Genomic DNA, 24,219 nt, shown 5'->3' with positions numbered 1-24,219 from the left:
ACAATGACGGATCTGGGCGACCTCCAGGCATTCATGGCGGTGGCGCGCGCCGGCGGCTTTCGCGAGGCGGCCAGGATCAGCGGCGTCAGCGCCTCCAGCCTCAGCGAAACGGTGCGGCGGCTGGAGACGGGGCTCGGCGTGCGGCTCCTCAACCGCACCACGCGCAGCGTCGCTCCGACCGAGGCCGGCGCGCGACTGCTGGAGCGGCTGGGCCCCGCGCTCGGCGAGGTCGAGGCAGCGCTCGATGTCGTCAACGGCTTTCGCGGCCGCCCGGCCGGCACGCTGCGGCTCAACGTGCCTGTCGTGGCGGCGAAACTGGTTCTGCCGCGCCTTCTGCCGCCCTTCCTTGTCGCCTATCCCGACATAAGACTGGAGGTGACCGCCGAGGACAGTTTCGTCGACATACTGGCGAGCGGCTGCGATGCCGGCATCCGCTATGACGAGCGGCTGGAGCAGGACATGATCGCCATACCGATCGGCCCGCGCCGGCAGCGCTTCGCCACCGCTGCCGCAACGGCCTATCTCGACAGGCGTGGCCGGCCCGACCATCCGCGCGACCTGCTCAATCACGCATGCCTGCGCGGCCGCTTCGCCAGCGGCCTGACGCCGCCCTGGGAGTTCGAGCGCGACGGCGAGATAGTGAGCGTCGAGCCGACCGGGCCGCTGCTGGTCAGCACCGGCACGGCTATGGCGCTTGCGCTCGATGTGGCGGTCGCCGGCGGCGGCATCGTCTCGCTGTTCGAGGACTGGCTGCGCCCCTATTTCGACGATGGCCGGCTCGAGCCGGTGCTGGAGCCCTGGTGGCAGGAGTTTTCCGGCCCGTTCCTCTATTACCCGGGCCGCCGGCTCATCCCGGCGCCGCTGCGGGCATTCATCGACTTTGTCGGCGGGATGCGGTGGTAAGGCGCCGCGATGACGGTTTCATGGGACGCATGGCAGGACGCAACCCGCTGCGCATTTCTGGAATGTTCCAGGAACGAGCAGGGATCATCGCGGCGGGTCCAATGACACCTTGGCGCGCTTCGCCAGCTCGCGAATCCGCTCCGCGACCGCGCTGTCGACCGGATTGTAGACGGTCAGGCTCAGATCCGGGCGGCCGTCGACCGCGAATCCCGAATATTCCAGCTCGATGTCGCCGAGCACGGGGTGCTTCAGTCGCTTGGTTCCGTCGCCATGGCTGAGCACGTCGTTCTCGCGCCACAGGGCGGCGAATTCGGGGCTGGCGCTGCACAGTTCGTCGACGAGTTCGCGTACCTCGGACACCGCGCCGGCACGCGCCGCGTCGGCGCGGAAGGCGCCCACCACGAAACGGGCGAGGTTTTCCCAGTCGTGCTGCTTTTCGCGGATGGCCGGGCTGCGGAACATGAAGCGCAAAATGTTGCGCTGGTCTGCGGGCAGGGCGCTGTAATCGGTCAGCACGACTTGGGCGGCGCGGTTCCAGGCAACGACATCCCAGGTAGCGGTCCTGACCAAGGCGGGACTCGCTTCAAGCGTGTCGAGGAGGCGCTGCAGCCGGGGGCTGATGCCTTCCGCGCCGATATAGCGGACCTCGGGCGGGCGTCCGAGCCCGAGCATGAAAAGGTGCTCGCGCTCGGCCTCGGTCAGCATCAGCCCCTTGGCGATGCGGTTCAGCACATCGGCCGAAGGCGCGCCGCCACGACCCTGCTCCAGCCATGTGTACCAGGTCGGGCTGATGTTGGCGCGCTGGGCCACTTCCTCCCGGCGCAGCCCCGGCGTGCGCCGGCGCCCTGAAAATCCGAACGAGGCCGGATCGAGCCGGGTGCGCCGGTCTCTCAGAAACGCCGCGAGCGAACCGGCGGAATTGGTGGGCATCCTGTTAGCCATTATACCACGATAAGATCACTACTTTAATGGAATAATAGACCGGCGATACTGCGCAGGCAATCGTGCAGGAGAATTCGCATGCGTATCTTTTTGACCGGCGCGACCGGTTTCATCGGCTCGGCGCTCGTTGCCGAGCTCATCAAGGCGGGCCATCAGGTGGTCGGCGTCACCCGCTCCGAAGCGGGGGCCGAAGCGCTGACAGCGGCGGGCGCCGAAGTGCATCGGGGAACGCTCGAGGATCCCGAGGGCCTGCGCGACGGCGCGGCAAAGGCGGAAGCGGTGATCCACACGGCGTTCGACCATGATTTTTCGCGGTTTGCCGAGAATTGCGAGAAGGATAGCCGTGTCATCGCGGCACTCGGCCAGGCATTGGCCGGATCCGACCGGCCGCTGGTGATCACTTCCGGCGTCGGCGTGGGCAGCCCCGGACATGGCGAGCTTGCCAGCGAGGACGTCTTCAACGCCAGCCATCCCAATCCGCGCATCGCCTCGGAGCTCGCCGGCAATGCCTTGCTGGAAGCCGGCGTCAACGTCTCGGTGGTGCGGCTGCCGCAGGTTCACAACCCGGTCAAGCAAGGGCTCATCACGCCGCTCATCGAAATCGTGCGCCAGAAAGGCGTTTCGGCCTATGTCGGCGAGGGCCGCAACCGCCATGCGGCGGGCCATCTCGTGGACGCGGCGCGCCTCTACCGGCTGGCGGTGGAAAAGCGGCAGCCCGGCGCGCGCTATCACGCGGTCGGCGAGGAGGGCGTCGAAGTGCGCGCGATCGCCGAGGTGATCGGGCGGGGCCTCAACGTGCCGGTGGTTTCGATCGCGCCGGAACAGGCGGCGGAGCACTTCGGCTGGATGGCGATGTTCGCCCCGATGGATCTGCCGGCCTCCAGCGCGCTGACCCAGGCGCGGCTCGGCTGGCAGCCGACCGGCCCGACGCTGATCGCCGATCTCGAGGCCATGCGGTACGACGCATGACCCGCCGATAAAGCGTCGTCAGCCGACGGCGTAGCGCAAATGGACGAGCCCGTGGGCGAGGGCTTCGCAGCTTTTGAGCGACAGTTGCATCTTGCCCGCGAGGCCGGTTTCGCCGAATTCGACGAAACCCTGGTTCGCCGCCCGCCCATCAAGAGCGGGAGCGACGAGAAGGCTGAGCTCATCGACAAGGCCGTCCGCGAAGAAGGAGCCGTTGATGCCGGCGCCGCCCTCGAGCAGCAGCCGGCGAATGGCGAATTCGCGGTTGAGAACTTCGAGCATCCGGCCGAGATCCATGTCGGCCGTCTCCGCCACGATATAGGACACGCCGTCGGCGGCGAGCTCGGCCAGGTGGCTGTCGGCGACATCGTGCCCAAGCAGCACCACGACATGGTCGCCGCCAATGTCGGGTTTGGAAAAGTGGAGCTTGCCCGATGGATCGAGCGCCACCGCGTAGCTTCCGGTACCGGTTTGCGCGACATGATAGGGTCGGTCGACCTTGCCCGCATCGGCCGGCGGGTGCGCGCCGGCCTTGCTCATCTCGGCCATGGTGACGCGGCCGACGATCCAGCCGTCGCCCGCAAAATCATTATGGATATGCTCGTAGAGGCTCGACCATTCGGCCCGGGTTCCGTCCGGGCTGGCCGTGTAGCGGCTCGGGTGGAGACTGCCGTCCAGCGACGCGATCATATGGCAGATGATGTGCGGTTTCATGCGGGTGTCTCCAGGGAATGGGCTCAGGCGCGGTTCAAACTAGGGCCAGCGCCGGAGAATGGAAGCTGGGCACCCGGCTCATCCAAATTCCGACCATTGCCGACTGGGCCTGTTATATCGATGTTGCACAAATGGTTGAGCCTGGGCTAGCATCCGTTTGCTGGTGCCGACGGGAGGCAGTTTTTGCAACGGCGATCAGCTGGAGCGGCATGCGTTAGCAAACGCAAGGAGGATGCTCCAACACTTTGAACCGACGCATGATCCTTCCTGAAACCGTCCCGGTTTCCGGGGCCGTGCGTTCTTGTGGAGGAGGATCCCATGAACAGACGTGAATTCCTGATGACGTCCGTGGCCGCGGGCGCGATGGTGCTTGCCGCGCCCTCGGTATTTGCGCAGGACAAGCTCACCATTCTCGGCTCGGTGCCCAGTCTCGGCTTTCCGTTCTTCGTGCACATGCTGAACGAGATCAAGGCGGAAGCCGCCACGCAAGGCGTCAACCTGACCGAGAGCGATGGCCAGAACTCGGCCACCAAGCAGACCGCCGACATCGAGGCGGCCCTGGTGCAGAAGGTCAACGCCATCGTGATCTCGCCGCTCGACGTCAACGCGCTGGCGCCGGCCATCGAGGAAGCGGTCAAGGCCGGCGTTCCCGTGGTGACGATCGACCGCCGCGTCGACGGCGTCGAGGGCATCCTCGCCCATGTCGGCGCCGACAACGTCAAGGGCGGCGAGGCGGAAGCGCAGGCCGTGGTGGCGGCGTTCCCCAACGGCGCGAAACTGTTCCACCTCCAGGGCCAACCCGGCGCCGGGCCGGCGATCGACCGCAACAAGGGCGTGCACAATGTGCTCGATCCCTTGAAGGACAAGTACCAGATCGTCTTCGAGCAGACCGCCAATTTCGCCCGCGCCGAGGCGCTGTCGGTGACGGAAGCCGGCCTTGCCGCCAACGGCAAGCCGGACGCGATCGTCTGTGCCAATGACGACATGGCGCTGGGCGCGCTCGAAGCCTGCGCGGCGCGCAACTTCACCGACGTCAAGATCTACGGCTTCGATGCGCTGCCGGAAGCGCTGGTCGCGGTCCGCGACGGCAAGCTCGCCGGCACGGTCGAACAGTTCCCGGGCCAGCAGTCGCGCACCGCCGTGCAGATCGCCGTCGCCTACGCCAGGGACAAGACGGAGCCGAAGGAGAAGCTGGTGCTGTTGACGCCGATCGTCATCGGCAAGGACAATCTCGACAAGGCCGAGAGGCTGAACGAGACGAAGTGAGCTCGCATGGAGAGGTCGGCGGGGCAGCACCCCCTCTGGCCTGCCGGCCATCTCCCCCGCAAGGGGGAGATGGGCAGTGTCGATGTCCGCATTCTCATTGCGGCGTTGAAAATTGGCGAATGCGGAACAGACAGCCAATCTCCCCCCTTGCGGGGGAGATGTCCGGCAGGACAGAGGGGGGTGTTCACGCGCCGACGGGTCCGGAAACTGCATCGAGGGAAGCACCCATTCCATGGCTGAAGCCGCACCCGTCCTGCTCGCCGTCGAAGGCGTCACCAAGCGTTTCGCCGGCGTCACCGCGCTGAACGATGTCTCGCTCGACGTCAGGCCCGGCGAAATCCTCGGCCTGCTCGGCGAAAACGGCGCCGGCAAATCGACGCTGCTGAAAATCCTGTCGGGCGTCATGCCGCCTTCCAGCGGCCATATCATTTTCGACGGCGCCGACTACCGGCCGTCGAGCCCGCAGGATGCCAAGCGGCTAGGTATCGTCACCATCTACCAGGAGCTCAGCCTGATCCCGACGCTGACGGTGGCGGAGAACATCTTCATCGGCCGCGCCCCGACCGGTCCGCTCGGCCTCGTCTCCTGGCGCAAGATGGAGCAGGACTCCCGCACCATCATCGCCCGCGTCGGCCTCACGATCGATCCGATGACGCCGGTCTCGGCGCTTTCGGTGGCCGAGCAGCAGCTCGTCGAGATTGCACGGGCGCTGTCGCTGAAGAGCCGGCTGATCATCATGGACGAGCCGACATCAGCGCTGACCGAGACAGAGGTGCAGCGGCTGCTGTCGATCATGGACAGGCTGCGCAAGGACCATGTCGCCATCATGTTCGTCACCCATCGGCTGGAGGAGGCCGCCGCCATCTGCGACCGCATGACGGTGCTCCGGGACGGCAGGTTGGCCGGCAATCTCGACCGCGAAGGCGGGCCGATCCGATTGCCGCGCATCATCGATAAAATGGTCGGCCGCGCGGCGTCCGAGCTCTATGCGCGGCCGGCGCAGCGCACGGTGGCCGGCGACGTCGTGCTGTCGGTGCGCGGGTTGCGCACGGTGCGCGATCCCGAAGCGCCGCACGCCATCGTGCTCGACGGCGTCGATATCGACCTCAAGGCCGGCGAGATCCTGGGTGTCGCCGGCCTCGTCGGCTCGGGTCGCACGGAGCTGGCGCGCGCCATCTTCGGCGCCGACCGGATCGCGGGCGGCACGATCACGCTCAACGGCAGGCCCATCGCGCCGGCCTCGCCGGCGGATGCCATAGCGCTCGGCATCGGCCTGGTGCCTGAGGATCGCAAGCATCAGGCGATCTTCGCCGCGCTCGGCATCCTGCCGAATTTCTCCGTCGCCTCGCTCGGGCGGTTCAGCAATGGCTTCGGCTTCATGGCCGAGCGGCGCGAGCGCGATGCGCTGGCGGGGTTCCGGAAAATGCTATCGATCCGCATGGCGTCGGCCGAGCAGGCGATCGAGGGCCTGTCAGGCGGCAACCAGCAGAAGGTGATCCTGGCGCGCTGGCTGGCGCGCGACCCCAAGGTGCTGATCGTCGACGAGCCGACGCGCGGCGTTGATGTCGGCGCCAAGGCCGAGGTGCACCAGATCCTGGTGCAATTGGCAGCGCGCGGCATAGCGGTGATGATGATTTCGTCCGAGCTGCCCGAAGTGCTGGCTGTGTCGGACCGGATCGTGACCATGCGCAAGGGGCGCATCACCGGGCAGATGCCAGGCATCGAGGCAAGCGAGGAAAAACTGATGGAACTGATGGCGCTCGACCAGCCGGGAGCGGTTGAGGAGGAGGCACGATGAGCGTGGCCGAGGAGCAGAGCCGGCGTGGCGGCATCAGCATTGCGCGGCTCTTGATGAATTTCGGGCCGCTGCTATTCCTGGCGGCGCTGGTGGTCGTCTTCACCGTGCTGAAGCCGAGCTTCATCGATCCGATCAATCTGTTCAACATCACCCGCCAGATATCGATCACCGGGTTGATCGCGCTCGGCATGACCTTCGTCATCCTTACCGCCGGCATCGATCTCTCGGTCGGCTCGCTGCTCGCCTTCTGCGGCATGGTGGCGGCCGTGGTTGCCAAGGGCGGTACTGCCAACACGCTGTCGCTGTCGACGTCGGGAACGCAGGGCTATGGCTGGTTCGCGGCGCTGCTAGCCGCCGTGGTGGTGGGGGCGGTGGCCGGCGGTGTTCAGGGCTTTGCCATCACCAGGCTGAAAGTGCCGCCCTTCGTCGTCACGCTTGGCGGGCTCACCGTGTTTCGCGGCCTGACGCTGACCATCTCCAATGGCGGCCCGATCTCGGGCTTCGACGCTTCTATGCGGTGGTTCGGCACCGGGCTGATCGGCCCCGTGCCGGTGCCGGCGATCATCTTCGCGGCGGCCGCCATCCTGTGCCACATCGTGCTACGCTACACGCGCTATGGACGCGCCGTCTACGCCGTCGGCGGCAATGCCGAGGCCGCACGGCTGTCGGGCTTGCGCGTCGACCGCATCCTGGTCTCGGTCTATGTGATCGTCGGCTTCTTCGCCGGGCTCGCCGCCTTCGTGCTGTCGGCCAGGCTGAATTCGTCCGAAGCGGTGGCCGGCATCGGCTACGAGCTGACGGTCATTTCGGCCGTCGTCATCGGCGGTACCTCGCTGTTCGGCGGCATCGGCTCGGTGGGCGGCACCGTGGTGGGCGCCGCCCTGATCGGCGTGCTGCAGAACGGGCTCCAGTTCAACAACGTCTCGTCGTACACGCAAAGCATCGTCATCGGCCTAATCCTGATCCTGGCGGTGGCGTTCGATCGCTGGCTGAAGTCGCGGGTGAGGCGCTAATTCCTTCTCCCTTGTCGTCGGAGAAGGGGAAATCGCCGCTCTGGCAGGAGAGCTCGCCACCTTTCTTGCAAAACAACCCCCCTTTGCTAGAAGGATTTCGGGCGGGTGGCATTCTGAGAGAACCTCATGTTTGCCGATATCATCAGACCGATCAGCTTGAGTTTTTCGCTGCTGCGGCGGTTCTGGCCGCAGCTCGTCGTGCTGGTGCTGGCCGGTGTTCTGGCCGGCGATCTCTTGCTGCAACTGGCGGCCAAGGTGGCGCTCGCAAACCATTTCGCCGGGCTCGCCATGCTGACGCTAGTGGCGCTGGCGCAACTGGTGGTGACGGTGGCGATGTTCCATGTGCTGCGTCCCGGCTTGCCCCATGTGCTGGCCGCGCAGCGTGGCGCGGAAAAGGCCACGGTCGCCGAGGGGCAGGGAACCGCGGACCGGCGCGGTTCGCGGCTGGTGCGCATGATCACCATCGCGCTGTTGCCCTTCTTCGCCTATTACGCGGCCTGGGGGTTCCTCGGCGACATCGTGCGGCAATATTCGCGCGAAACGCTCGACCAGGCCGGCTTCGGCCAGAGCGCCAATGTTCTGGACGTGCTGGATTCGCGCTGGCTGCTGGTCTCGGTGGCGGTGTCCTGGCTGGTGCGCCGGCTGGCCAAGTTCATGCAGGCGAAAACGGGCGCCGCCTCGTTCTGGCAGATCGTGGTGGTGATCTGCGAGACCAACTGGATCTTCGTCGGCCTCTACGTCATCAGCCGCTGGAAGGACAGCGCGCTGCAATGGCTGATGAGCCGCAATTTCTGGTCGGTTCTGCAGGCGTCGGCCGACGGGCTGGCGAGACCGGTGCCGGCGGCGACGGCCGCGCCGATGGTGCCGGTCGAGATCACCTCGATCGCGCCCTCGACGATCGCCGTCAACCTGTTCTTCTACATGCTGTTGCCGCTGATCTGGCTGGTGATGGCGGCGCTGATCTATGGCTATGATGTGCGCGACGATACGGCACTGATGCGCGTGCACGGCCGGCTGGAACGCGTCGGCAAGCGCTATGCCGGCCTGCCGAGATTCCTGCGCGATTTCGTCGAGCATTTCGTCGCCGGCTACCGCTCGCGCTATCTGCCGATCGCCAATGGCGTGCGGCTGACGGTGAGTTCCAGCCTCGTATTGCTGTGTACGCTGATCGTCGGCTATCGCCTGCTCGACTGGGGCGCGGCCTGGCTGTGGCTCGGCGCGACGCGGCTGATCGGCCCGCACGAGCTCGACGTCTGGCAGATCCTGTCGCATGGCGTGACGCTGTTGTTCGGCAGCCCGTTCCAGGATTCCTCCACCGGCATCCTGGTCGAGCCGCTGCGCATCTGCTTCCTCGCCGCGGTGCTGGAGACGGCGTTCTCGCTTTCGAAGGGGGGCGGTCGTTCCCGATAGCGACGGGAATGACCGTAGCGTATCCTTGTCGCGCCTTGCCATGTACGTGTGATGGGGCGAAAGTGCGATCTTTCCTGGTCTCGTAAACAGACCGCCTGTTTGCACTCGCAAGATCGAAGAGAATGCCATGACTTACTTCTTCCGCCGTCGAAGTGAGGCAATGACCTTCGGCCTGCCTGTGGTCTGCTGCGCGCTGGCGTTGATATTGCAATCGAACATAGAGCCGATCGAAGATCGGACGGCGATTGTGGTGATCGTTGCCGGCATATCGATCGTCCTTACCTTGGCAACCGTCTTTGCCGTGGTGCGACATGCGGAGGCGATAGCCCGACGTGTTGGACAGCCGTACGGCACCCTGGTCCTTACCTTGGCCGTAACGACGATCGAAGTGTCGATCATCGTCTCGATGATGCGACATGGCGCCAACAATCCGACCCTGGCGCGAGAATCCGTGTTCTCCACGGTCATGATCGTTTGCACCGGCATCGTGGGGCTGTGCCTGACACTTGGCGGGTGGCGGCACCGCCACCAGGACATCCGAAGGCAAGGCACAAGTTCCTTTCTTTCGGTGCTGACCGCGATCACGGTGCTGACGATGGTGCTCCCGAACTATACGCTTGCCACCAGCCCCGGGACATTTTCTCCCACGCAACTGGCCTTCGTCGCGCTGCTGTCGCTCTTGCTCTACGGCAGTTTCGTTTTCGCCCAGAGCTACAGCCAGAAAGAGGACTTCCTGGAGGTGCAGGTCCGTGAAAGCGCTCCGGAAAGCCATTCTCCGCAGGTCCACGGCGTGCCAACGCATTTCGTCTTCCTGCTTCTGGGACTGGTCGGGATCGTCCTGCTGACGGAACGGGTCGCGGCTGGCGTTGAAGATGGCCTTACCTACCTGCAGATCCCGCAATCGGATGCGATCGTCGGCGCGATGATTGCGTTTGTCGTGCTGCTCCCCGAGGCGATCTCCGCCATCAAGGCATCGTGGGGGAATGAGCTCCAGCGCGCATTGAACGTCGCTTTGGGCTCGGCGTGCGCGACCATCGGACTGACGATCCCGGCAGTGGCGGCGGCCAGCCTCATCACCGGAAAGTCGCTCAACCTCGGTCTCGGTCCGAGCGACGTGATTTTGCTGGTTCTGGCCCTTGCGGTGAGTGTCGTAAGTTTCAGTACCGGACGCACGACGGTTCTCACCGGACTTGCTCACCTCGTCGTCTTTGTTGCCTACGTCCTGTTGATCGCCGTGCCGTGACTCCGGACTGCCGGCGCTGTCGCTACTTCGGCGGCCGTTGAAACCGCAGGTACCACGGCCGCCCGCTTCCCAGCCCAATGGCGGGACGGATGGTCTTGATGGCATCCTCCGGCACGATGAAGGTGTCGCCGATGGTGATGACGTCGCCTGTCTTGGCGCCGGAGAAGATCGCCGAGGTGCAGTTCATCACGCCGTCCGGCAGTCTGACGCCCGAAATCATGTCGGGGAGCCAGCGGCGGCCGGCGGCATCGGTCAGCATCAGCCTGCAGCCCAGCCATTGCTTCTGCAAGTCGGGATCGCCGACGGTGACGGAGAAGGTGGCGATGACGGCGAAGGCCTGATCGGGCAAGCGGCCGGCCTTGCCGCCGCGCAGGTCCGCCAGCTTCCAGTCGCTGCCGCCGAAGTGCGCGGACTGGCCAAACTCGACATCCCTGGCGATGAGGTCTTCGCCGCCCAGCCATTCGCGCAAGCTGTCATGGCTGGTTTCTGCCAGCGCCAGCGGCAGCAGGATGACAAGCGCCGCCAGGCTGCGCCTGCGCCATTTTTTCTCGACCTGCCGCTCGGCGGCCGGCCCCATGTCGGTCGCGACGGCGCTCATGGCTTGCCCTGCGGTGTCTGGCCCGGAGAAGTCTGGCCCGGTGGTGCATCCAGATCGTATTGCGGCAGGATGCCGGCCGGTTGTCCATCGGCGCCGGCAGACAACCCGTCGAAGCTGATGCGGGCCTGCGCGTCGAGCGCGCCGAATTGGCGTTCCGAGACCAGCAGCCTGGCGCCGCCGATCTGGTCGGGCGGTACTTCGAAGACGAACAGGCCGCGTTTTTGCAAGCCGGGATCGACGCCGTGCGGCGGCATGTCCTGGCGATAGCCCAGCCGCTCCGTCTGGCGGTAGCGCAGACCGGTCGGACCTTGCCAGGTGCCGTCCGCGACCGTGATGGAGGCGTCGGTCGCGGTGAGGCTGGTCGTCACCACCGCCCACACGCCGCTCGTCGTCAAAAGCTTTTGCTGCCCGAACTGGTTGGTCTTCAGCGCGCGGGCAAAGACAACCTCGTCAAGCCGCACGTCGAAGCTGCGTGCCCGCACCGTGTCGTGCATGGCGCCGTCGACCGGGATGGGCGCGGTGAGGTCGGCATAATGCGGCTTGGAAAGCTGCATACCGTAGCTCAGCGCCACGGTGGCGGCGAGAATCGCGAGATTGCCGAGGACCCGCATCCTCATGAGCCGGCTCCCGGCGTGTCCGTTGCCGGCATATCGGCGAGCGGCAAGGTCACGGTGCCGAGACGGTAGGGATTGTACCAGCCGGGCGTGCCGTAGAGATTGTCGCGCGGCTTGAAGATCTCCGCGGTGACGCCGAAGGCGAGCGTCGGCGGCACGGCGGCGTCGCCGGCCAGCGGCCAGACATAGGCCAGGCGCTCGGTCATGCCGGGGTGCAGTTCCGGCGCCAGGGTCGAATCGCGTATCAGGGCGATCATCGGCATCGAGTCCGGCAGGGTGATTCCCTCCGGCTTGAAGACAGCGAAATAGGCCTTGTTGGATTCGGCCGTGCGGTTGGTCATGTCGGCCTCCAGCACCAGTGCCTTCTGGCCCGGTTTCAGCGGCACGCCATGGATGTCGGCATGGCTGACATAGGCACGCACCGGTTTGATGCGCCAGCGGCCGGCATCGATGGCGGCATCGGACGGCAGTTGCGGCGGAGGGTGAGCGGGCAGGGCGCCAAAGGCGCCCATGAGGCCGGCCGCCAACAGCGCGGCGATGGTTCCCGCGCCTGCCGTCATCCAGGCCTGGACTCTTGAACGGGCAGTCTTGAACATTCCCTGATATGCACGTCGAACGATCAGCCACCCGCAGGCAATCTAGGAAGAAAACGCGCGGATGGGAACCCGCAAATGGCGGCATTGCCCAGTCCTTCTCGTGGCTGCGTCTCTCTCGTGGCGCAGTGTGGTCGCCGACGGCTTGGCGAGCCCGCCTATGCCGCCTCCAAGGCCCAAATGCGGTGGCCGTAGCGGCGGAAGAAGCGCGCCAGCAGGCGTTGTTGCCTCGCCCTGGCGAGGTCCGCCAGGCGCCGCTCCTGGCGCCAGCGCGGCATGTTGCGCCAGAAGGCGAGGAAGCGGACGGCGTCCTCGATGGCTTCCTGTGCCGATAGCGCCGGGCCGATCGCCGCCAGGAAAAGTGCTTCCGATTGTTTCAGCGCGTCGACGACCGCCTTGCGCCTGAAATGGCCGAGGCGCGCCTGGCGGATGCCGTGTTCGCGGATTCTCGCGAAAGCCTCGATAAGGGCGTGACTATCGCCGTCATAGCCGCAGGCGTGAGCGAAATCGGCGGCAAGGGCGTCCATCGTCTCTCCCGGGGTGCTGCACGCGCGTCGACTCGGCTTTGCAAGCCATATAGAAGCATAACTCAAAAACTGGCGAAAGAGAAACTTTTGCGGAGCCCTGAAAGATGCGACTCGACTCTCGTTTCAAAACACAGGAATATGCGAACAAACAAGGAACAAAGAGGCGGGCCGCGATGGCATTGACGGGCAAGGGATCAGTGATTGCGGATGTCGTTTCGATATCGGTCGAATGCGCCGATTGCGGCCGCAACAGGTGGTGGAAGCCCGATCAGCTGCGGCGCTTCGGCGTGACTGGGAATACGCCGCTGGCAGCGCTTTCGGGCCGGCTGGTCTGCTCGGCCTGCCGCGCCGACGGGCTGCCGGGCACGGCGATCCAGATCCGGGCGGCGTTTATCGACGAGCGCCAGCGCGTGCGCAGCGAGGCGCTAATGCTGAGCGAGCGCGAGATGCCGTTGGAGGGATCGAGACAGGCTTGAGGGTGGCATCGACGCTGGGTTTTGCCTGCTCTCCTTGTGGGAGGAAGAATTGCCCCGTCGCCCTCAATAGCCCAGCAATTCCTTCAACGGAATGACCCGCCAGACCTGCTTGATGGCGTAGCGGTTGAAGGTCAACGTCTTCGGCGGATTGTACTGTTCGACCACCAGTTCGGCGGCGGTGCGCTTGACCAATTTCTTGATGAAGGCCTTGCCGTTGCGTTCGTTCTCTTCCGGGAACGTTTCGATCACCACGTGATCGCCCGGGACGGCATCGCGGCCGCCGCAATAGATCAGGTCTCCGGGCTCGTAACGGGGTACCATGGAATCCGACAGCACGTGCAGCGCGAACACCTTGGCCAGGTTGCGGATGCCGGGTGGGCGCTGGACGTAGCCGGCGGGCTCGCCGTTGAAGGTGAAATCGCCGTCGTCGCCGCCAACGGCGGCGCCCAGCACCTGGATGTCCATCGGCCCGGCGGGGGGCGGCCCGGCGTCGGTGACGATCTCGGCGTCGTTGACCGGTCCGGCATCGTCGAGGAAAACCACCTCGCCCTTGCCGAGCGCGACCGGGTCGACACGCAGAAAGGCGGCAGTCTTCAGGAGGTTTTCCGTCTTGGGCAGGTTGCGACCGGTTTCCCAATTGCCGACGGCGGCGACGTCGGTGTCGTTGTGCTCGGCGATGTGGCGCATGACCAGGCCGCGCTGCTTGCGCGCCTGGCGGATTGCCGCCCCGACCTTGATCGACAGTTGCGTTTTCACCATGGCGCCCATGTGACCAACAAGCGCTGCTTTCGTCCATGAAAGAATGGCTTGCATAAGTTTTTGAGTTATGCTTATATCCGTTCATGCAAAAGCTCAACCCCTTACGAGTCGAAAGCGCCCTCAGGCCAGCTTCACGCGAGCCGGCCAGCGCTCATTCCCTTTCGCCCCGGCTGTCCTCCTCCCCGGCCAGGGCGAAGCGTGAGGCTGATTGCCCCGATGCATCAGCCGCACGTCCGGTCCGCCCGTCACCGGCGGCCGGAACGGCCGGAGCCGCCGCTCCCCGCGGCTCCGGCCCCCAATTCAGCGCGGTGCGGATCCGCTCCCTGATCCGCACCGAGGACGGCACCGTGATCCTGCTCGACAGGCTGACGGGCAGGGCGGTTTTCGCACCCGACCGGGTGACGGCAGAGGCGCGGCTGGCGCGCCTCGCCGCGCTGGGCGGCCGGCCGGGCTGAGGCCGCCAATCCAACGGCCGACAGGCCGGATCCAACCCAACAATGCCCACCGCCTGCGGCGGGCCGACACCGATACTCGCCGGCGGCGTCGCGCGCTGCCGCGGCCGCGCAATGGACGGAGACCAGATATGGCACTTTACGGCGACAAGGAATTGCAGGCGATCGCCGGCTGGCTGACGGACGGACTTTCCGCCTCGCGCATCGCGGCTCGGTTCAGCGCGTCGCGAGGCAGCCCGGTGTCGCGCGACGCCATCATCGGCATCGTTCACCGTAACGCCATGCTGAGTTCGATCGGTTTTGCCAACAGCAAGCGCATCGCGGCAGCCGAGAGGGCGAATGACAAGGCCGCCGACCGCGCCGCCAAGGCCGGACGCAAGCGCGTGCCGAAGGGTGAAGGTGCGGAACGCCTCGCAGCACGCGAGGCCGGCGTGCTGATGGCGGACGGGCAAGCCTACCGCCTGGAGGTGCCGGTGCCGCAGCGAAGCCCGATCGGCCGCCAGCCGCATGGCGTGGCAATGCGCTTCGTCGACTGCCTGTTCGGCCGCTGCCGCGCTCCGCTCGACCTGGCGCTGGAGCAAAATCCGGAAAACGACGCGCCCGGCGGCCGGCCGGGCGTCCACATGCTGTGCTGCGGCATGCGCACAAGGGCGATGAAAAGCTACTGCACCTATCATCAGGCGCGCTTCCGCCGGCGTGTCTGCGAGGCGGGGTGAGCTTCCTCCCGTTCTGGAGAGGAGCTAACGGCAGGCGGGCGGCGCCGGGTGCAGGATTGGGAACGGCATGAATTCGGGAGGGAGATTGGGTCAGATGCAAGGTATCGAAGCGGTGGCACCGCCCCTCATTGCCCTGCCGGGCATTTCTCCCCGTAAAACGGGGAGAAAGAGACTAGCTGCAACGCTGGCTTTTCTTTTGCAGTGTTGGCGATCTGGCGAGAACGGCGGCCACGCAACGCTTTTATTTTGGCAGATCGTGGCCCTGCTTTGGCATCCGCACGCTTATTGCATCAGGCATCGCTGGCCGGCCGTCATCGCCGGCCAATATACGGGTAACCCGGGCGAAGCCGGTGAACGCTTTCATCGCGTCGGCGTGCGAAATCTGCGCCGCGATGGCTGCGCTGCACGCGTTGAGCGCACTGCGGTAGACATGACCACGCCGTTCAATCGGCCAGCGCTGCAGGAAGTCGGCTGCCTCAGCGACGCCGTCGATCACCTCGACATGCCCGTCCAGGCATACTTTGAGCGGAGATCCTGTTTTCATGGTACCCACGGCGGTTACCTTGGCGTTGCGCGCGGCTCGGAAGCCAGCCCCTATCAACGTGCAAGGCGGCGGCGCGGTTGCATCACGTTTTCAGCCACCTCACGGGCCCGCGGCGGCGTCGAGCCATTCATGGGCGCGGCTACGCGGCTTAGCCACCAGCAGCCCCTGCTGCCCGGCCGCCTTGGTGAAAGCCTCGAAGGCGACGCGCTGGCGGCAGCTGCCGTCGATGGCGAGCCTGACCAGCCTTGCCGCATCCAGATAGGCGGTGGCCGTCTTGTCAGGCCATTGCCGGCGAAGCGCGGTCGCCGCCTGGGCGATGGAGCCCACCAGCATGGTCTTGTTGTCGCAGAAGCGCAAGGTCACCGGCATGAAGGCGGTCATGGGCATACCTCCTGTTGGTTTGGTGCGGCACAACGCCCAGCCTCGCCGCTGGTTCCGGCGCACGCAGCCAATTTCGCCAGGGATCGCTGCCGCGCCAGCCAGCACCTCAATCCACTCCCCACAAGGACGCAGCCATGAGCAAGAAAGCCGCCAGATCAGCCAAACCGCAGACGCCGAAGCTGCCGAAGGGCGAGGCCGAGCAGGTGCGCATCCGCCGCGAGGTCGGCCATGATTTCGCGTTGCGGGACGATGAGTTCGGCCGCAAGCGGCTCGCAACCGGGACATCGGAGGCGCGGCGCGTCTATGAGGTGTCCAATGACGGCCATACCTCCACCGGTGGTATCGTGCGGGTGCGCAGCATCGATCCGCTGCTGGGCATCACCTCGCTGTCGCGCCAGCAGCGCGAAGCCGGTCTGCGCTACCGCGAGGATTTCCGCGCCAGCCAGCAGGCTGATATCAAGCCGATGCGCTGGAGCGAACGCGTCGACGGCGACAGGACAAGCGGCGGCATCACCGACAGCGTGCTCAATGCCGGACGGTCGCACGCCGCCGCGACCCGCGCGCTCGGCCATTGGGAGGTGGTCGACGTGGTCCGGAAGATCGTGTGCCTGGAGCAGTCGGTCAGAGGCGTGGCGGGAGAGATGAGCGAGGGCAGGGACGTGGCGGCAAAGCTGTTGAGAATCGGGCTCGATCTGCTGGCGATGCACTACGGGATGATGATGCGACGATAGGGTTGGGCCCCGAGGAGTTGCGGCGCGCACGACAAGTGCTCCGCTCCAGGGCATGGCGCTGTGCATGACATCCGGCCGGCGCGATGCCGGCCGGATTGGTTGTCAGGTCAACGCCTGCAGACGCGGACTCTCTCGATGACCCGATGGTGATGACGCCAGTGCTTGATCACCTCGGTGTGGCAGCGACGATGACCGTAGTAACGCGGACGGTAGCTCTCGTCATACATGCTGTAGCGGCGATAGTAGCCGTCATCGTCGGAATAATCGCGATAGTGGTGACGATATCTGGGAACATAATAATCGTCGTCATAGCCGTTGCCGATGCCAAGCGTGATGCTGGCGGCATTTGCCGGGGCGATCACGGCCACCGCCGAAGCGACGGCAATCACGGATGCGAGCAAGAGTTTCTTCATGGCAACCTCCTCTTTAGGGCTCATCTAATAAACGCTGCCCTCGCGGCCCTGTTCCCATAAAGCCGGTAAACCAATGTTTCGTGCCCGCGCGCGCTGTGAGGGGGCGGCGCCTTGGCAGCGCGCCTTTGAAGAAGGGACGTTAACCCCTTCTAAAACAGCGCCTTCTCCAGCGGCTTCTCCAGCGTCTCGGCGAAAGCGGTCGCCAGATGGTGGCGGTCGCGGAAGGCGATCTTGCCGCCGATGAAGACATGGCAGGTGGTCTGGTTGCAGAACTGGTCGGTCATATCGACATAGCGGGCGTTCGGAATGCTGCGCACGACGTCGCGCTCCACCGCGGCCATGGCGTCGTTGGCGGCATAGGCGCGCGTCTGATCACAGAGCGAGGGCGTGTCGCCGCGCCACAGCGCACGCGCCACGCAGGTGTCGACCTGCTCGTCGTTGAAGGGCACGTCGCGGATGAAGGCGACTTTCAGCCCGGCCTTGCTGAACGTCTCCAGCGTCGAACGCAGGCCAGCCTTCCACTCCGCGTCCTGACTGTCGGGCTCATCTTTGCCGGCGGCCATCTTGCGCGAACTGGTCAGGGCGATTTCCGAGATCACCACCAGGGCCGGCCTCAGCGCCAGGATCTCCTTGATCGACTGCTCGCGCCACTGGTCGCATTCGGCGTAGTCGCGCTTCAGCTTGCTCGACCATGTCGACAGCCGGGACGCCCGGCACGAGGATTTGAGCCAGGTAACCACCCGGTAATCGCGCTTTTCGGCCGCCTGGATCAGCGGCGTCGACCAGTGGTCGGCATGTGAATCGCCAAACAAGGCGATCGTGCCTTTCACATTCTTGGCGCCAAACACGCAGGGCTTCGGGGTGATGGTCTCGTAGTCGAGCACGCAGCCGCCCCTGGCGCGCGCGGTGGATGGACGCGCCGCACTTTGGGCGATGACGCGCTGCTCCGGATCGAGTTCGTGAACGGCAAACTTGGCATTGGCGTAGGCCGCGACCACGCCGGCGCCGGTCAGCAGCGCCGCGGGCACGAGCGCGCGGGCGGCGCTTGCCATCAGCCAGCCGTTGCGGCGCACGGGGTTTTCGATGACGTGATAGGTGAAGATGGAGAGCATCAGCGTCAGTGCCAGGCAGGCAAACCTGTCCAGCCCGGAAAGCTCCGCGGTGACCATTCCCGCATAGACGATGACCGGCCAGTGCCAGAGATAGAGCGAGTAGGAGAGCTTGCCGATCCATTGCATGGGCGGCAGCGACAGGAGAGCCGCGGGGCCGCCGGCCAGCTTGCCATCCGCTTGGCGCTCGCCTGCCCCGCTGACCAGCAGCAGCACCGTGCCGACGACCGGCAGCAGCGCCAGCAGGCCGGGGAAGGGCAGCGCCTCGTCCAGCAGCAGATAGGCGGGCACGATCAGCGCCAGGCCGAGCCAGCCTTGCGCGGCGCGCAGCCGCGGGTGGCACCGGAGAAAACTTGCCGGCACCGTCGTGGCAAGCCCGCCGGCGGCGAACTCCCAGGCCCTCAGCGGCGAGAAATAGAAAGCCCAGGGCGGCGAAACGCTGGTCAGCCAGGCGCAGGCCACGAACGACACCAGGCCGGTGACACCGATGACCACGATGGCCGCGCGCCGTCCCGGCCGCAGCCATGCGGCGAGAACAAGCAGCGCCGGCCATGCGAGGTAGAACTGCTCCTCCACCGATAGCGACCAGAAATGGATGAACGGGTTGTTGGCGGCGTCTGAAGCGAAATAGTCGAACGACCAGCGGATCAGCCACAGGTTGATCATATAGGCCGAGGCAAACATCGCCCCCTTCGAATAGAGCGCCTGTTCCTCCGGCGACAGGATGAAGGCGCCGGCCAGCAGCGTGGCCAGGATGACGAACAGCGAGGCCGGCAGCAACCGCCGGGCGCGGCGGGCATAGAAGCGCCACAGGTTCAGCCGGCCGCTCTCGCCGATCTCCTGCAAAAGGTGTCTTGTGATCAGATAGCCGGAGATGACGAAGAAGATGTCGACGCCGGCAAAGCCGCCGGGCAGGGCTGTGAGGCCGAAATGATAGGCGACGACACCGGCTACCGCCAGTGCGCGCATTCCCTCGATATCGGGTCGGAACGATGCTGCCACGACAAATCCTTCGTGCAAGCCCAACCCGCGGCCATTGTCGGCCGGGGCGGATCGTATCGCAATGCAACAAATCTTTCGCAGCGCAACATGGCAGGAAAAAGGAAAAACGGCACAAACGGGCCTGGGCATGGATAGCGCCTGCACCGGAACCATCACAACTTGCGTTTCCGTAAATTTGCATCCGCCCTATTTACGACTAACATGTTAGCGTGATAGCACTACCTGCGCACTGCTCTTTGGGAGACTCGCTGGTGACATCGCGTTTTGGTCTTTCGGTTGCCCTGGCCACGCCTTTCGATGCGTCGGGGCAAATCCTCATTCCACCCATGGTGACGTTGGCCCGGAGCTGCCTGGCACAGGGCTGCACCAGCGTGACGCTTTTCGGCACCACCGGGGAGGGCGCTTCGGTCGGCACCGGGGAGCGGCGGGCCGTCACCGAGGCGATGCTGGCGGCCGGCATCGCGCCGCATCAGCTTGTCGCAGGCGTGCTGGTCGATGCGGCCGAGGATGCAGCCGAGCAGGCTCGCCATGCCTTGCAGCGCGGCGCCCGCAACATCCTCCTTGCCCCTCCCAGCTATTTCAAGAATATCGGCGACGATGGCCTTTTCGGCTGGTTTTCCGCCGTCTTTGCCGCTCTCGGTCCGCTGGCCCGCGGCGTGCTGCTCTACAACATCCCCTCGGTCACCACGGTGCAGCTTTCGCTGGGGCTGATCGGCCGGCTGCGCCAGGCGTTTCCGGACGTGGTCGCCGGCGTCAAGGATTCCGGCGGCGACTGGGCCTATAGCGAGGCGCTGCTCGGCGCCCATGGCGATCTGGTGATCCTGATCGGCGACGAGCGGCATCTGGCGCGGGCGGTCAGGATCGGTGGCCAGGGCGCGATTTCGGGCATGGCCAATTTCGCCGCTGGCGAGGTCCTCGCCATGGCCGAGAAAGGGCACGACGACGTGCGCGTCGAGCGTTTCGTGCTCGAGTTGCTCAAGCACCCGGTCCTTCCGGCGGTCAAGGTGATGGTGGCGCGCAAGACCGGCGACGAGCGCTGGCTGGCGGTGCGGCCGCCGCTCGAGCCGATCGCGGCGCCGGAGCGCCAGCAGCTTGGCGCTGCCTACGACACTCTTTTCGCGGCCGCGGCGGCCTGACGGGGAAGGAAGCACTGAAATGGCCAATGGCGGCGACCAGACAAATCTGCGGGAGCAGGCCTATGCCAGCTTCACGCGGCATTTGCTGGCCCGCGACCTCAAGCCGGGCCAGTTCGTGTCGCAGCGCGAACTCGTCGCGTTCACCGGCCTGCCGCTCGGCGCCATCCGCGAGATCGTGCCGCGCCTGGAAGCCGAGGGGTTGTTGACGACGATCCCGCAGCGCGGCATGCAGATTGCGCATATCGACATCAGCCTGATCCGCGAGGCCTTCCAGTTCCGCCTGTTCATGGAGCGCGAGGCGGTGGCGCTGTTCACCGTCAGCGCCTCCGACGACGAACTCGCGCGCTTGCGCCGCGAGCATGAGGACATGCTGGCGCAGGCGCTGGCGCAGACCCCGACGCCGGAGATGGAGGCCAGGGCTCAGACCATCGACTGGGCCATGCACGATACTTTCATCGATGCGCTCGGCAACGAGATCATTGCCAAGGCCTATCTGGTCAATTCGGTGAAGATCCGCCTGATCCACCAGGAACGGTTCCGCATCGACGGGCGCGTGGTGCCGGTGATGCGCGAGCATCTGAGCGTGATCGAAGCCCTCGAAAGCCGCAATCCACAAAAGGCGGTCGAGGCGATCAGCCAGCATATCGACAATGCGCGCCGGCTGGCGCTCCATATCTGAGGAAGCAGGCCGCGCCGTGCCTGTCGCGGCGCAATCGACAACGACAGCAACCGGGAGGAAGAAATGCCGTCCAATCCATTCAACCCAACCAGAAGGCAGCTCCTTGCGGGCGCCGCCATGCTCGCCGGCGCCGGCTTTGCCGGTATCCGCCCGAGCCTTGCCGCCGGCGTCGAGTGGAAGCGCTTCGCGGGCACGACGCTCGATGTCAATCTGGTGAAAAGCCCGCGCAGCGACACGCTGATCAAATATCTCGCCGAGTTCGAGGATCTGACGGGCATCAAGGTCAATGCCGAGGCGACGCCCGAGCAGCAGCAGCGCCAGAAGACGGTGATCGAGCTCAGCTCCGGCAAACCCAGCTTCGACGTCGTGCATCTGAGCTACCATGTGCAGAAGCGGCAGTTCGAGAAGGGCGGCTGGCTGGCCGACATATCGGGCTACCTTGCCGACCCGACGCTGACCGATCCGAGCCTGGTCGAAAAGGACTTTGCCGATGCCGGCATGCTGTTCGCCAAGGACGGCCAGGGCGTGCTGCGCTCGCTGCCGTTCTCGGTCGACTACTGGATAATCTACTGGAACAAGGAGCTGTTCGAGGCCAAGGGCCTCAAATACCCCGAAACCTTCGATCAGCTCGTTTCAGCCGCGGAGGCTCTGACCGACCCGTCGACCAACACCTACGGTTTCGTCGCGCGCGGCCTCAAGAACGCCAACACGCCGGTCTGGACCTCGCTGATGCTCGGCTACGACATGAGGCCGCTCGACGACAAGGGCAAGCTGCGCACCACCGCGCCCGAGGCGGTGGAGGCGGCCGCCCTCTACCAGCGGCTGATGACCAAATCCGCGCCGCCCGGCGTCACCGGATTCAACTGGGCCGAAGCGCAATCCGCCTTCCTGCAAGGCAAGATCGGCATGTGGTTCGACGGCGTCGGTTTCGCGCCGCCGATGGAAAATCCGGAGAAGTCGAGGGTGGTCGGCAAGGTCGGCTACGGCGTCATGCCCAAGGGCCCCAAGGCGCATGCCTCGGGTACGTTCGGCGACGGGCTCGGCGTGACAACGGCCAGCGAGAAGAAGGAAGCCGCCTATCTCTTTTGCCAATGGGCGGTGTCGGCCGGCATGGGCGCGCGGCTGCTGCAGGCAGGTGCCGGCGTGCCGTTCCGCAAATCGGTGCTGGAAGACCCCAAGGTGCGCGAAGGCGTGACCATGCCGGCGAGTTGGCTCGATGCCGTGGTCGGCTCCGGCAATGTCAGCCGGCTGGCGCTGCCGGTCATCATCCCGGTCACCGAATTCCGCGACATCTATGGCGTGGCGCTCAGCAACCTGCTCGCCGGGGCCGACCCGGCGGAGGAACTGAAGAAGGCGACGGAACAGTTCCAGCCGGTCCTCGACAGGAGCGAGCAAGGCTGATGTCCGCAACTGCCCCAGAGCGCGCCGAGGCGACGACGAGTCGCGCCGGGGCGACGACGGATCGCGCCGGGGCGACTACGGATCGTACCGGGGTGATGAAACAGGCAAGCGAAGGGGGCCGGCCCGTCAAGCTGGCTCCCAGCTACTGGCCCTTCGTCGTCCCCGCGCTGGTCGTCGTCGGCGCCGTCATCGTCTTTCCCTGGGCCTTCACGCTGTGGATGAGCGTCAACCGCTGGACGCTTGGCCAGTCGCGAAGCTTCGCGGGGATGGAGAACTATCTGCGACTGGTCGGCGATGGGCGGTTCTGGGAATCGCTCGCGCACACTTTGTCCTACACTTTCCTCTCGGTGGCCGCGCCGATGCTGCTCGGCACGGTCGCGGCGCTGATCTTCGATGCCCGGTTCCCGCTGCGCGGCGTGCTGCGCGGCATTTTCGTGATGCCGATGATGGCCACGCCCGTCGCCGTGGCGCTGGTCTGGACGATGATGTTCCATCCGCAACTCGGCGTGCTCAACTACCTTCTGTCGCTGGTCGGCATTCCGGCGCAGGAATGGATATTCAATGCCAGGACGGTCATCCCCTCGCTGGTTGCGGTCGAGACCTGGCAGTGGACGCCGCTGGTGATGCTGATCGTGCTGGGCGGGCTGGCCTCGGTGCCGCGCGAACCCTTCGAGAGCGCCGAGATCGACGGCGCCAATGCCTGGCAGCAGTTCCGTTACCTGACCTTGCCGATGATCGCGCCGTTCCTGATGATCGCGGTGATCATCCGCACGATCGACGCACTGAAGAGCTTCGACATCATCTATGCGATGACGCAGGGTGGGCCGGGCACGGCCTCCGAGACCATCAACATCTATCTCTACAACATCGCCTTCTCTTATTACGACGTCGGCTACGGCTCGGCCATGGCGGTGGTGTTCTTCGTTCTTATCGTAGCGCTGTCCTTCGTCCTGCTGATGCTGCGCCAGCGCAGCCGCTGGACCGGCGCGGAGGGCAAATAGATGCGTTCGCGACTGCTCAACCGGATCGGCCTGTTCTTCGCCGCCCTGGTCTTCGTCTCGCCGGCGATCCTGTTCTTCCTCTGGATGCTCTCGCTGTCCCTGAAATTCGAGATCGACAACGGCGCCTCGCCGCCGGTCTTCATCCCCGAGCACGTGGCCTGGTCGAACTATGCCAAGGTGTTCGAGGAGAACAATTTCCTGCTCTACTTCTGGAACTCGGTGCTGGTGACCGGCACGGCGACGCTCTTGGCGCTGCTGATCGGCGTGCCTGCCGGCTACGGCATAGCGCGGCTCAAGGCCGAACGGTCGGCGGTCGTCATCATGATCGCGCGCATGACGCCGGGGCTGTCCTATCTCATCCCGCTGTTCCTGCTGTTCCAGTGGGCGGGCATATTGGGCACGCTGTGGCCGCAGATCATCATCCATCTCGTGGTCACGGTGCCGATCGTGGTCTGGGTGATGATCGGCTATTTCGAAACCACGCCGATGGAGCTGGAGGAGGCCGCCAGCATGGACGGCGCCTCCTCATGGCAGGTGTTCCGGCTGGTCGCGTTGCCCATCGCCAGGCCAGGCATCGTGGTGGCCTTCATCCTGTCCATCATCTTCTCCTGGAACAATTTCGTCTTTGGCGTGGTGCTGGCCAGCCGCGAGACGCGGACCTTGCCGGTCGCGGTCTACAACATGCTCTCCTACGAGCAGGTGAGCTGGGGGCCGCTGGCCGCCGCCGCACTGGTGGTGACGCTGCCGGTGCTGGTGCTGACCATGTTCGCGCAAAGGCAGATCGTCGCCGGGCTGACCGCCGGCGCGGTCAAGGGCGGCTGAAGCCGACGAC

27 protein-coding genes are annotated in these 24,219 nt (G+C 65.5%); 16 read left to right on the top strand and 11 right to left on the bottom strand.

What is annotated here, in order from left to right; genetic code table 11:
* The first annotated feature begins 3 nt into the window (after nucleotides 1–3).
* Nucleotides 4–903: a LysR family transcriptional regulator gene (locus FJ940_RS18565; protein WP_140582574.1), complete on the top strand. Its 900-nt coding sequence runs from the start codon at nucleotides 4–6 to the stop codon at nucleotides 901–903.
* 84 nt (nucleotides 904–987) lie between these two features.
* On the opposite strand, the gene FJ940_RS18560 is transcribed toward FJ940_RS18565, so the two are convergent.
* Nucleotides 988–1,833: a helix-turn-helix transcriptional regulator gene (locus FJ940_RS18560; RefSeq protein ID WP_181165261.1), complete on the bottom strand. Its 846-nt coding sequence runs from the start codon at nucleotides 1,831–1,833 to the stop codon at nucleotides 988–990.
* Between the two features lie 90 nt (nucleotides 1,834–1,923).
* Between FJ940_RS18560 and FJ940_RS18555 the strand changes: the two genes are divergently transcribed.
* Nucleotides 1,924–2,814 carry an SDR family oxidoreductase gene (locus FJ940_RS18555; RefSeq protein WP_140657456.1) on the top strand — a complete coding sequence of 297 codons (891 nt, stop codon included), beginning with the start codon at nucleotides 1,924–1,926 and terminating at the stop codon, nucleotides 2,812–2,814.
* A gap of 18 nt (nucleotides 2,815–2,832) precedes the next feature.
* Here FJ940_RS18555 and FJ940_RS18550 read toward each other — a convergent pair whose 3' ends face one another.
* Nucleotides 2,833–3,525: a RibD family protein gene (locus FJ940_RS18550; RefSeq protein WP_140516205.1), complete on the bottom strand. Its 693-nt coding sequence runs from the start codon at nucleotides 3,523–3,525 to the stop codon at nucleotides 2,833–2,835.
* A 318-nt stretch (nucleotides 3,526–3,843) separates the two neighbouring features.
* Here FJ940_RS18550 and FJ940_RS18545 point away from each other — a divergent pair, with 318 nt between their 5' ends.
* The 5 genes from FJ940_RS18545 to FJ940_RS18520 all read left to right on the top strand — a co-directional run bounded on the left by FJ940_RS18545 (nucleotide 3,844) and on the right by FJ940_RS18520 (nucleotide 10,255).
* Nucleotides 3,844–4,791 (top strand): substrate-binding domain-containing protein, encoded by a 948-nt coding sequence (locus tag FJ940_RS18545; protein ID WP_140499137.1) that lies wholly within the window; start codon nucleotides 3,844–3,846, stop codon nucleotides 4,789–4,791.
* Nucleotides 4,792–5,023: 232 nt separating this feature from the next.
* Complete coding sequence (locus tag FJ940_RS18535; RefSeq protein WP_140556349.1) at nucleotides 5,024–6,589, top strand: sugar ABC transporter ATP-binding protein; 1,566 nt, start codon at nucleotides 5,024–5,026, stop codon at nucleotides 6,587–6,589.
* A complete protein-coding gene (locus FJ940_RS18530; protein ID WP_140516199.1) occupies nucleotides 6,586–7,602 on the top strand; it encodes an ABC transporter permease in 1,017 nt (338 codons plus the stop codon). The genes FJ940_RS18535 and FJ940_RS18530 overlap by 4 nt, the downstream gene beginning before the upstream one ends.
* A 126-nt stretch (nucleotides 7,603–7,728) precedes the next feature.
* A complete protein-coding gene (locus tag FJ940_RS18525; protein ID WP_140657454.1) occupies nucleotides 7,729–9,012 on the top strand; it encodes a hypothetical protein in 1,284 nt (427 codons plus the stop codon).
* A 127-nt stretch (nucleotides 9,013–9,139) separates the two neighbouring features.
* Complete coding sequence (locus FJ940_RS18520) at nucleotides 9,140–10,255, top strand: ionic transporter (RefSeq protein ID WP_140657452.1); 1,116 nt, start codon at nucleotides 9,140–9,142, stop codon at nucleotides 10,253–10,255.
* Nucleotides 10,256–10,277: 22 nt separating this feature from the next.
* Here the strand turns inward: FJ940_RS18520 and FJ940_RS18515 are convergent, their stop codons facing one another.
* The 4 genes from FJ940_RS18515 to FJ940_RS18500 all read right to left on the bottom strand — a co-directional run bounded on the left by FJ940_RS18515 (nucleotide 10,278) and on the right by FJ940_RS18500 (nucleotide 12,587).
* Nucleotides 10,278–10,853, bottom strand: coding sequence for a hypothetical protein (locus tag FJ940_RS18515; RefSeq protein ID WP_140516193.1), 576 nt, complete (start codon nucleotides 10,851–10,853; stop codon nucleotides 10,278–10,280).
* Entirely contained in the window at nucleotides 10,850–11,470 is a 621-nt protein-coding gene (locus FJ940_RS18510; protein WP_140516191.1) for a hypothetical protein, read from the bottom strand. Before FJ940_RS18510 ends, FJ940_RS18515 begins: the two co-directional genes overlap by 4 nt.
* Nucleotides 11,467–12,027, bottom strand: coding sequence for a hypothetical protein (locus tag FJ940_RS18505; RefSeq protein WP_224519033.1), 561 nt, complete (start codon nucleotides 12,025–12,027; stop codon nucleotides 11,467–11,469). The genes FJ940_RS18510 and FJ940_RS18505 overlap by 4 nt, the downstream gene beginning before the upstream one ends.
* A gap of 191 nt (nucleotides 12,028–12,218) precedes the next feature.
* Nucleotides 12,219–12,587 carry a hypothetical protein gene (locus FJ940_RS18500; protein WP_140657450.1) on the bottom strand — a complete coding sequence of 123 codons (369 nt, stop codon included), beginning with the start codon at nucleotides 12,585–12,587 and terminating at the stop codon, nucleotides 12,219–12,221.
* Nucleotides 12,588–12,760: 173 nt separating this feature from the next.
* On the opposite strand from FJ940_RS18500, the gene FJ940_RS18495 reads away from it, so the two are divergent.
* Nucleotides 12,761–13,063, top strand: a complete 303-nt coding sequence (locus tag FJ940_RS18495; RefSeq protein ID WP_140657448.1) for a hypothetical protein — start codon at nucleotides 12,761–12,763, stop codon at nucleotides 13,061–13,063.
* 63 nt (nucleotides 13,064–13,126) lie between these two features.
* On the opposite strand, the gene FJ940_RS18490 is transcribed toward FJ940_RS18495, so the two are convergent.
* Entirely contained in the window at nucleotides 13,127–13,831 is a 705-nt protein-coding gene (locus tag FJ940_RS18490) for a helix-turn-helix transcriptional regulator (RefSeq protein ID WP_140499435.1), read from the bottom strand.
* Between the two features lie 299 nt (nucleotides 13,832–14,130).
* On the opposite strand from FJ940_RS18490, the gene FJ940_RS28825 reads away from it, so the two are divergent.
* Both FJ940_RS28825 and FJ940_RS18480 read left to right on the top strand, forming a co-directional pair.
* Nucleotides 14,131–14,277, top strand: a complete 147-nt coding sequence (locus FJ940_RS28825) for a hypothetical protein (RefSeq protein ID WP_224618688.1) — start codon at nucleotides 14,131–14,133, stop codon at nucleotides 14,275–14,277.
* Between the two features lie 128 nt (nucleotides 14,278–14,405).
* A complete protein-coding gene (locus FJ940_RS18480; protein ID WP_140521421.1) occupies nucleotides 14,406–14,990 on the top strand; it encodes a GcrA family cell cycle regulator in 585 nt (194 codons plus the stop codon).
* A 241-nt stretch (nucleotides 14,991–15,231) separates the two neighbouring features.
* On the opposite strand, the gene FJ940_RS18475 is transcribed toward FJ940_RS18480, so the two are convergent.
* Both FJ940_RS18475 and FJ940_RS18470 read right to left on the bottom strand, forming a co-directional pair.
* Entirely contained in the window at nucleotides 15,232–15,534 is a 303-nt protein-coding gene (locus tag FJ940_RS18475; RefSeq protein ID WP_140559951.1) for a DUF982 domain-containing protein, read from the bottom strand.
* Nucleotides 15,535–15,633: 99 nt separating this feature from the next.
* Nucleotides 15,634–15,915: a DUF982 domain-containing protein gene (locus FJ940_RS18470; protein ID WP_140499114.1), complete on the bottom strand. Its 282-nt coding sequence runs from the start codon at nucleotides 15,913–15,915 to the stop codon at nucleotides 15,634–15,636.
* Nucleotides 15,916–16,049: 134 nt separating this feature from the next.
* Here FJ940_RS18470 and FJ940_RS18465 point away from each other — a divergent pair, with 134 nt between their 5' ends.
* Nucleotides 16,050–16,646 (top strand): DUF6456 domain-containing protein, encoded by a 597-nt coding sequence (locus tag FJ940_RS18465; RefSeq protein ID WP_140521422.1) that lies wholly within the window; start codon nucleotides 16,050–16,052, stop codon nucleotides 16,644–16,646.
* A gap of 107 nt (nucleotides 16,647–16,753) precedes the next feature.
* Here FJ940_RS18465 and FJ940_RS18460 read toward each other — a convergent pair whose 3' ends face one another.
* The gene (locus tag FJ940_RS18460; RefSeq protein ID WP_140499110.1) at nucleotides 16,754–17,059 is read right to left on the bottom strand and encodes a hypothetical protein; all 306 of its coding nucleotides are present in this window, start codon (nucleotides 17,057–17,059) and stop codon (nucleotides 16,754–16,756) included.
* A gap of 149 nt (nucleotides 17,060–17,208) precedes the next feature.
* Nucleotides 17,209–19,170, bottom strand: a complete 1,962-nt coding sequence (locus tag FJ940_RS18455) for an acyltransferase family protein (RefSeq protein ID WP_140521423.1) — start codon at nucleotides 19,168–19,170, stop codon at nucleotides 17,209–17,211.
* Nucleotides 19,171–19,421: 251 nt separating this feature from the next.
* On the opposite strand from FJ940_RS18455, the gene FJ940_RS18450 reads away from it, so the two are divergent.
* The 5 genes from FJ940_RS18450 to FJ940_RS18430 all read left to right on the top strand — a co-directional run bounded on the left by FJ940_RS18450 (nucleotide 19,422) and on the right by FJ940_RS18430 (nucleotide 24,209).
* Nucleotides 19,422–20,306: a dihydrodipicolinate synthase family protein gene (locus FJ940_RS18450; RefSeq protein WP_140521424.1), complete on the top strand. Its 885-nt coding sequence runs from the start codon at nucleotides 19,422–19,424 to the stop codon at nucleotides 20,304–20,306.
* Nucleotides 20,307–20,325: 19 nt separating this feature from the next.
* Complete coding sequence (locus tag FJ940_RS18445; protein ID WP_140499104.1) at nucleotides 20,326–20,985, top strand: GntR family transcriptional regulator; 660 nt, start codon at nucleotides 20,326–20,328, stop codon at nucleotides 20,983–20,985.
* Between the two features lie 63 nt (nucleotides 20,986–21,048).
* Entirely contained in the window at nucleotides 21,049–22,386 is a 1,338-nt protein-coding gene (locus FJ940_RS18440; RefSeq protein WP_140657446.1) for a sugar ABC transporter substrate-binding protein, read from the top strand.
* 95 nt (nucleotides 22,387–22,481) lie between these two features.
* A complete protein-coding gene (locus FJ940_RS18435) occupies nucleotides 22,482–23,387 on the top strand; it encodes a sugar ABC transporter permease (RefSeq protein WP_140657602.1) in 906 nt (301 codons plus the stop codon).
* Nucleotides 23,388–24,209, top strand: coding sequence for a carbohydrate ABC transporter permease (locus tag FJ940_RS18430; RefSeq protein ID WP_140521426.1), 822 nt, complete (start codon nucleotides 23,388–23,390; stop codon nucleotides 24,207–24,209).
* Nucleotides 24,210–24,219: the final 10 nt, after the last annotated feature.

The organism is Mesorhizobium sp. B2-3-7, assembly GCF_006442695.1.
Classification (GTDB): Bacteria; Pseudomonadota; Alphaproteobacteria; order Rhizobiales; family Rhizobiaceae; genus Mesorhizobium.
Note: the sequence above shows the minus strand (reverse complement) of the source record. Positions and strands in the feature narration are given on the sequence as shown.

Coding starts and splice junctions, on each gene's coding strand:
- FJ940_RS18565 (WP_140582574.1), top strand. CDS start 4: ATGACGGATCTGGGCGACCTCCAGGCATTCATGGCGGTGGCGCGCGCC.
- FJ940_RS18560 (WP_181165261.1), bottom strand. CDS start 1,833: ATGCCCACCAATTCCGCCGGTTCGCTCGCGGCGTTTCTGAGAGACCGG.
- FJ940_RS18555 (WP_140657456.1), top strand. CDS start 1,924: ATGCGTATCTTTTTGACCGGCGCGACCGGTTTCATCGGCTCGGCGCTC.
- FJ940_RS18550 (WP_140516205.1), bottom strand. CDS start 3,525: ATGAAACCGCACATCATCTGCCATATGATCGCGTCGCTGGACGGCAGT.
- FJ940_RS18545 (WP_140499137.1), top strand. CDS start 3,844: ATGAACAGACGTGAATTCCTGATGACGTCCGTGGCCGCGGGCGCGATG.
- FJ940_RS18535 (WP_140556349.1), top strand. CDS start 5,024: ATGGCTGAAGCCGCACCCGTCCTGCTCGCCGTCGAAGGCGTCACCAAG.
- FJ940_RS18530 (WP_140516199.1), top strand. CDS start 6,586: ATGAGCGTGGCCGAGGAGCAGAGCCGGCGTGGCGGCATCAGCATTGCG.
- FJ940_RS18525 (WP_140657454.1), top strand. CDS start 7,729: ATGTTTGCCGATATCATCAGACCGATCAGCTTGAGTTTTTCGCTGCTG.
- FJ940_RS18520 (WP_140657452.1), top strand. CDS start 9,140: ATGACTTACTTCTTCCGCCGTCGAAGTGAGGCAATGACCTTCGGCCTG.
- FJ940_RS18515 (WP_140516193.1), bottom strand. CDS start 10,853: ATGAGCGCCGTCGCGACCGACATGGGGCCGGCCGCCGAGCGGCAGGTC.
- FJ940_RS18510 (WP_140516191.1), bottom strand. CDS start 11,470: ATGAGGATGCGGGTCCTCGGCAATCTCGCGATTCTCGCCGCCACCGTG.
- FJ940_RS18505 (WP_224519033.1), bottom strand. CDS start 12,027: ATGACGGCAGGCGCGGGAACCATCGCCGCGCTGTTGGCGGCCGGCCTC.
- FJ940_RS18500 (WP_140657450.1), bottom strand. CDS start 12,587: ATGGACGCCCTTGCCGCCGATTTCGCTCACGCCTGCGGCTATGACGGC.
- FJ940_RS18495 (WP_140657448.1), top strand. CDS start 12,761: ATGGCATTGACGGGCAAGGGATCAGTGATTGCGGATGTCGTTTCGATA.
- FJ940_RS18490 (WP_140499435.1), bottom strand. CDS start 13,831: ATGGGCGCCATGGTGAAAACGCAACTGTCGATCAAGGTCGGGGCGGCA.
- FJ940_RS18480 (WP_140521421.1), top strand. CDS start 14,406: ATGGCACTTTACGGCGACAAGGAATTGCAGGCGATCGCCGGCTGGCTG.
- FJ940_RS18475 (WP_140559951.1), bottom strand. CDS start 15,534: ATGAAAACAGGATCTCCGCTCAAAGTATGCCTGGACGGGCATGTCGAG.
- FJ940_RS18470 (WP_140499114.1), bottom strand. CDS start 15,915: ATGACCGCCTTCATGCCGGTGACCTTGCGCTTCTGCGACAACAAGACC.
- FJ940_RS18465 (WP_140521422.1), top strand. CDS start 16,050: ATGAGCAAGAAAGCCGCCAGATCAGCCAAACCGCAGACGCCGAAGCTG.
- FJ940_RS18460 (WP_140499110.1), bottom strand. CDS start 17,059: ATGAAGAAACTCTTGCTCGCATCCGTGATTGCCGTCGCTTCGGCGGTG.
- FJ940_RS18445 (WP_140499104.1), top strand. CDS start 20,326: ATGGCCAATGGCGGCGACCAGACAAATCTGCGGGAGCAGGCCTATGCC.
- FJ940_RS18440 (WP_140657446.1), top strand. CDS start 21,049: ATGCCGTCCAATCCATTCAACCCAACCAGAAGGCAGCTCCTTGCGGGC.
- FJ940_RS18435 (WP_140657602.1), top strand. CDS start 22,482: ATGAAACAGGCAAGCGAAGGGGGCCGGCCCGTCAAGCTGGCTCCCAGC.
- FJ940_RS18430 (WP_140521426.1), top strand. CDS start 23,388: ATGCGTTCGCGACTGCTCAACCGGATCGGCCTGTTCTTCGCCGCCCTG.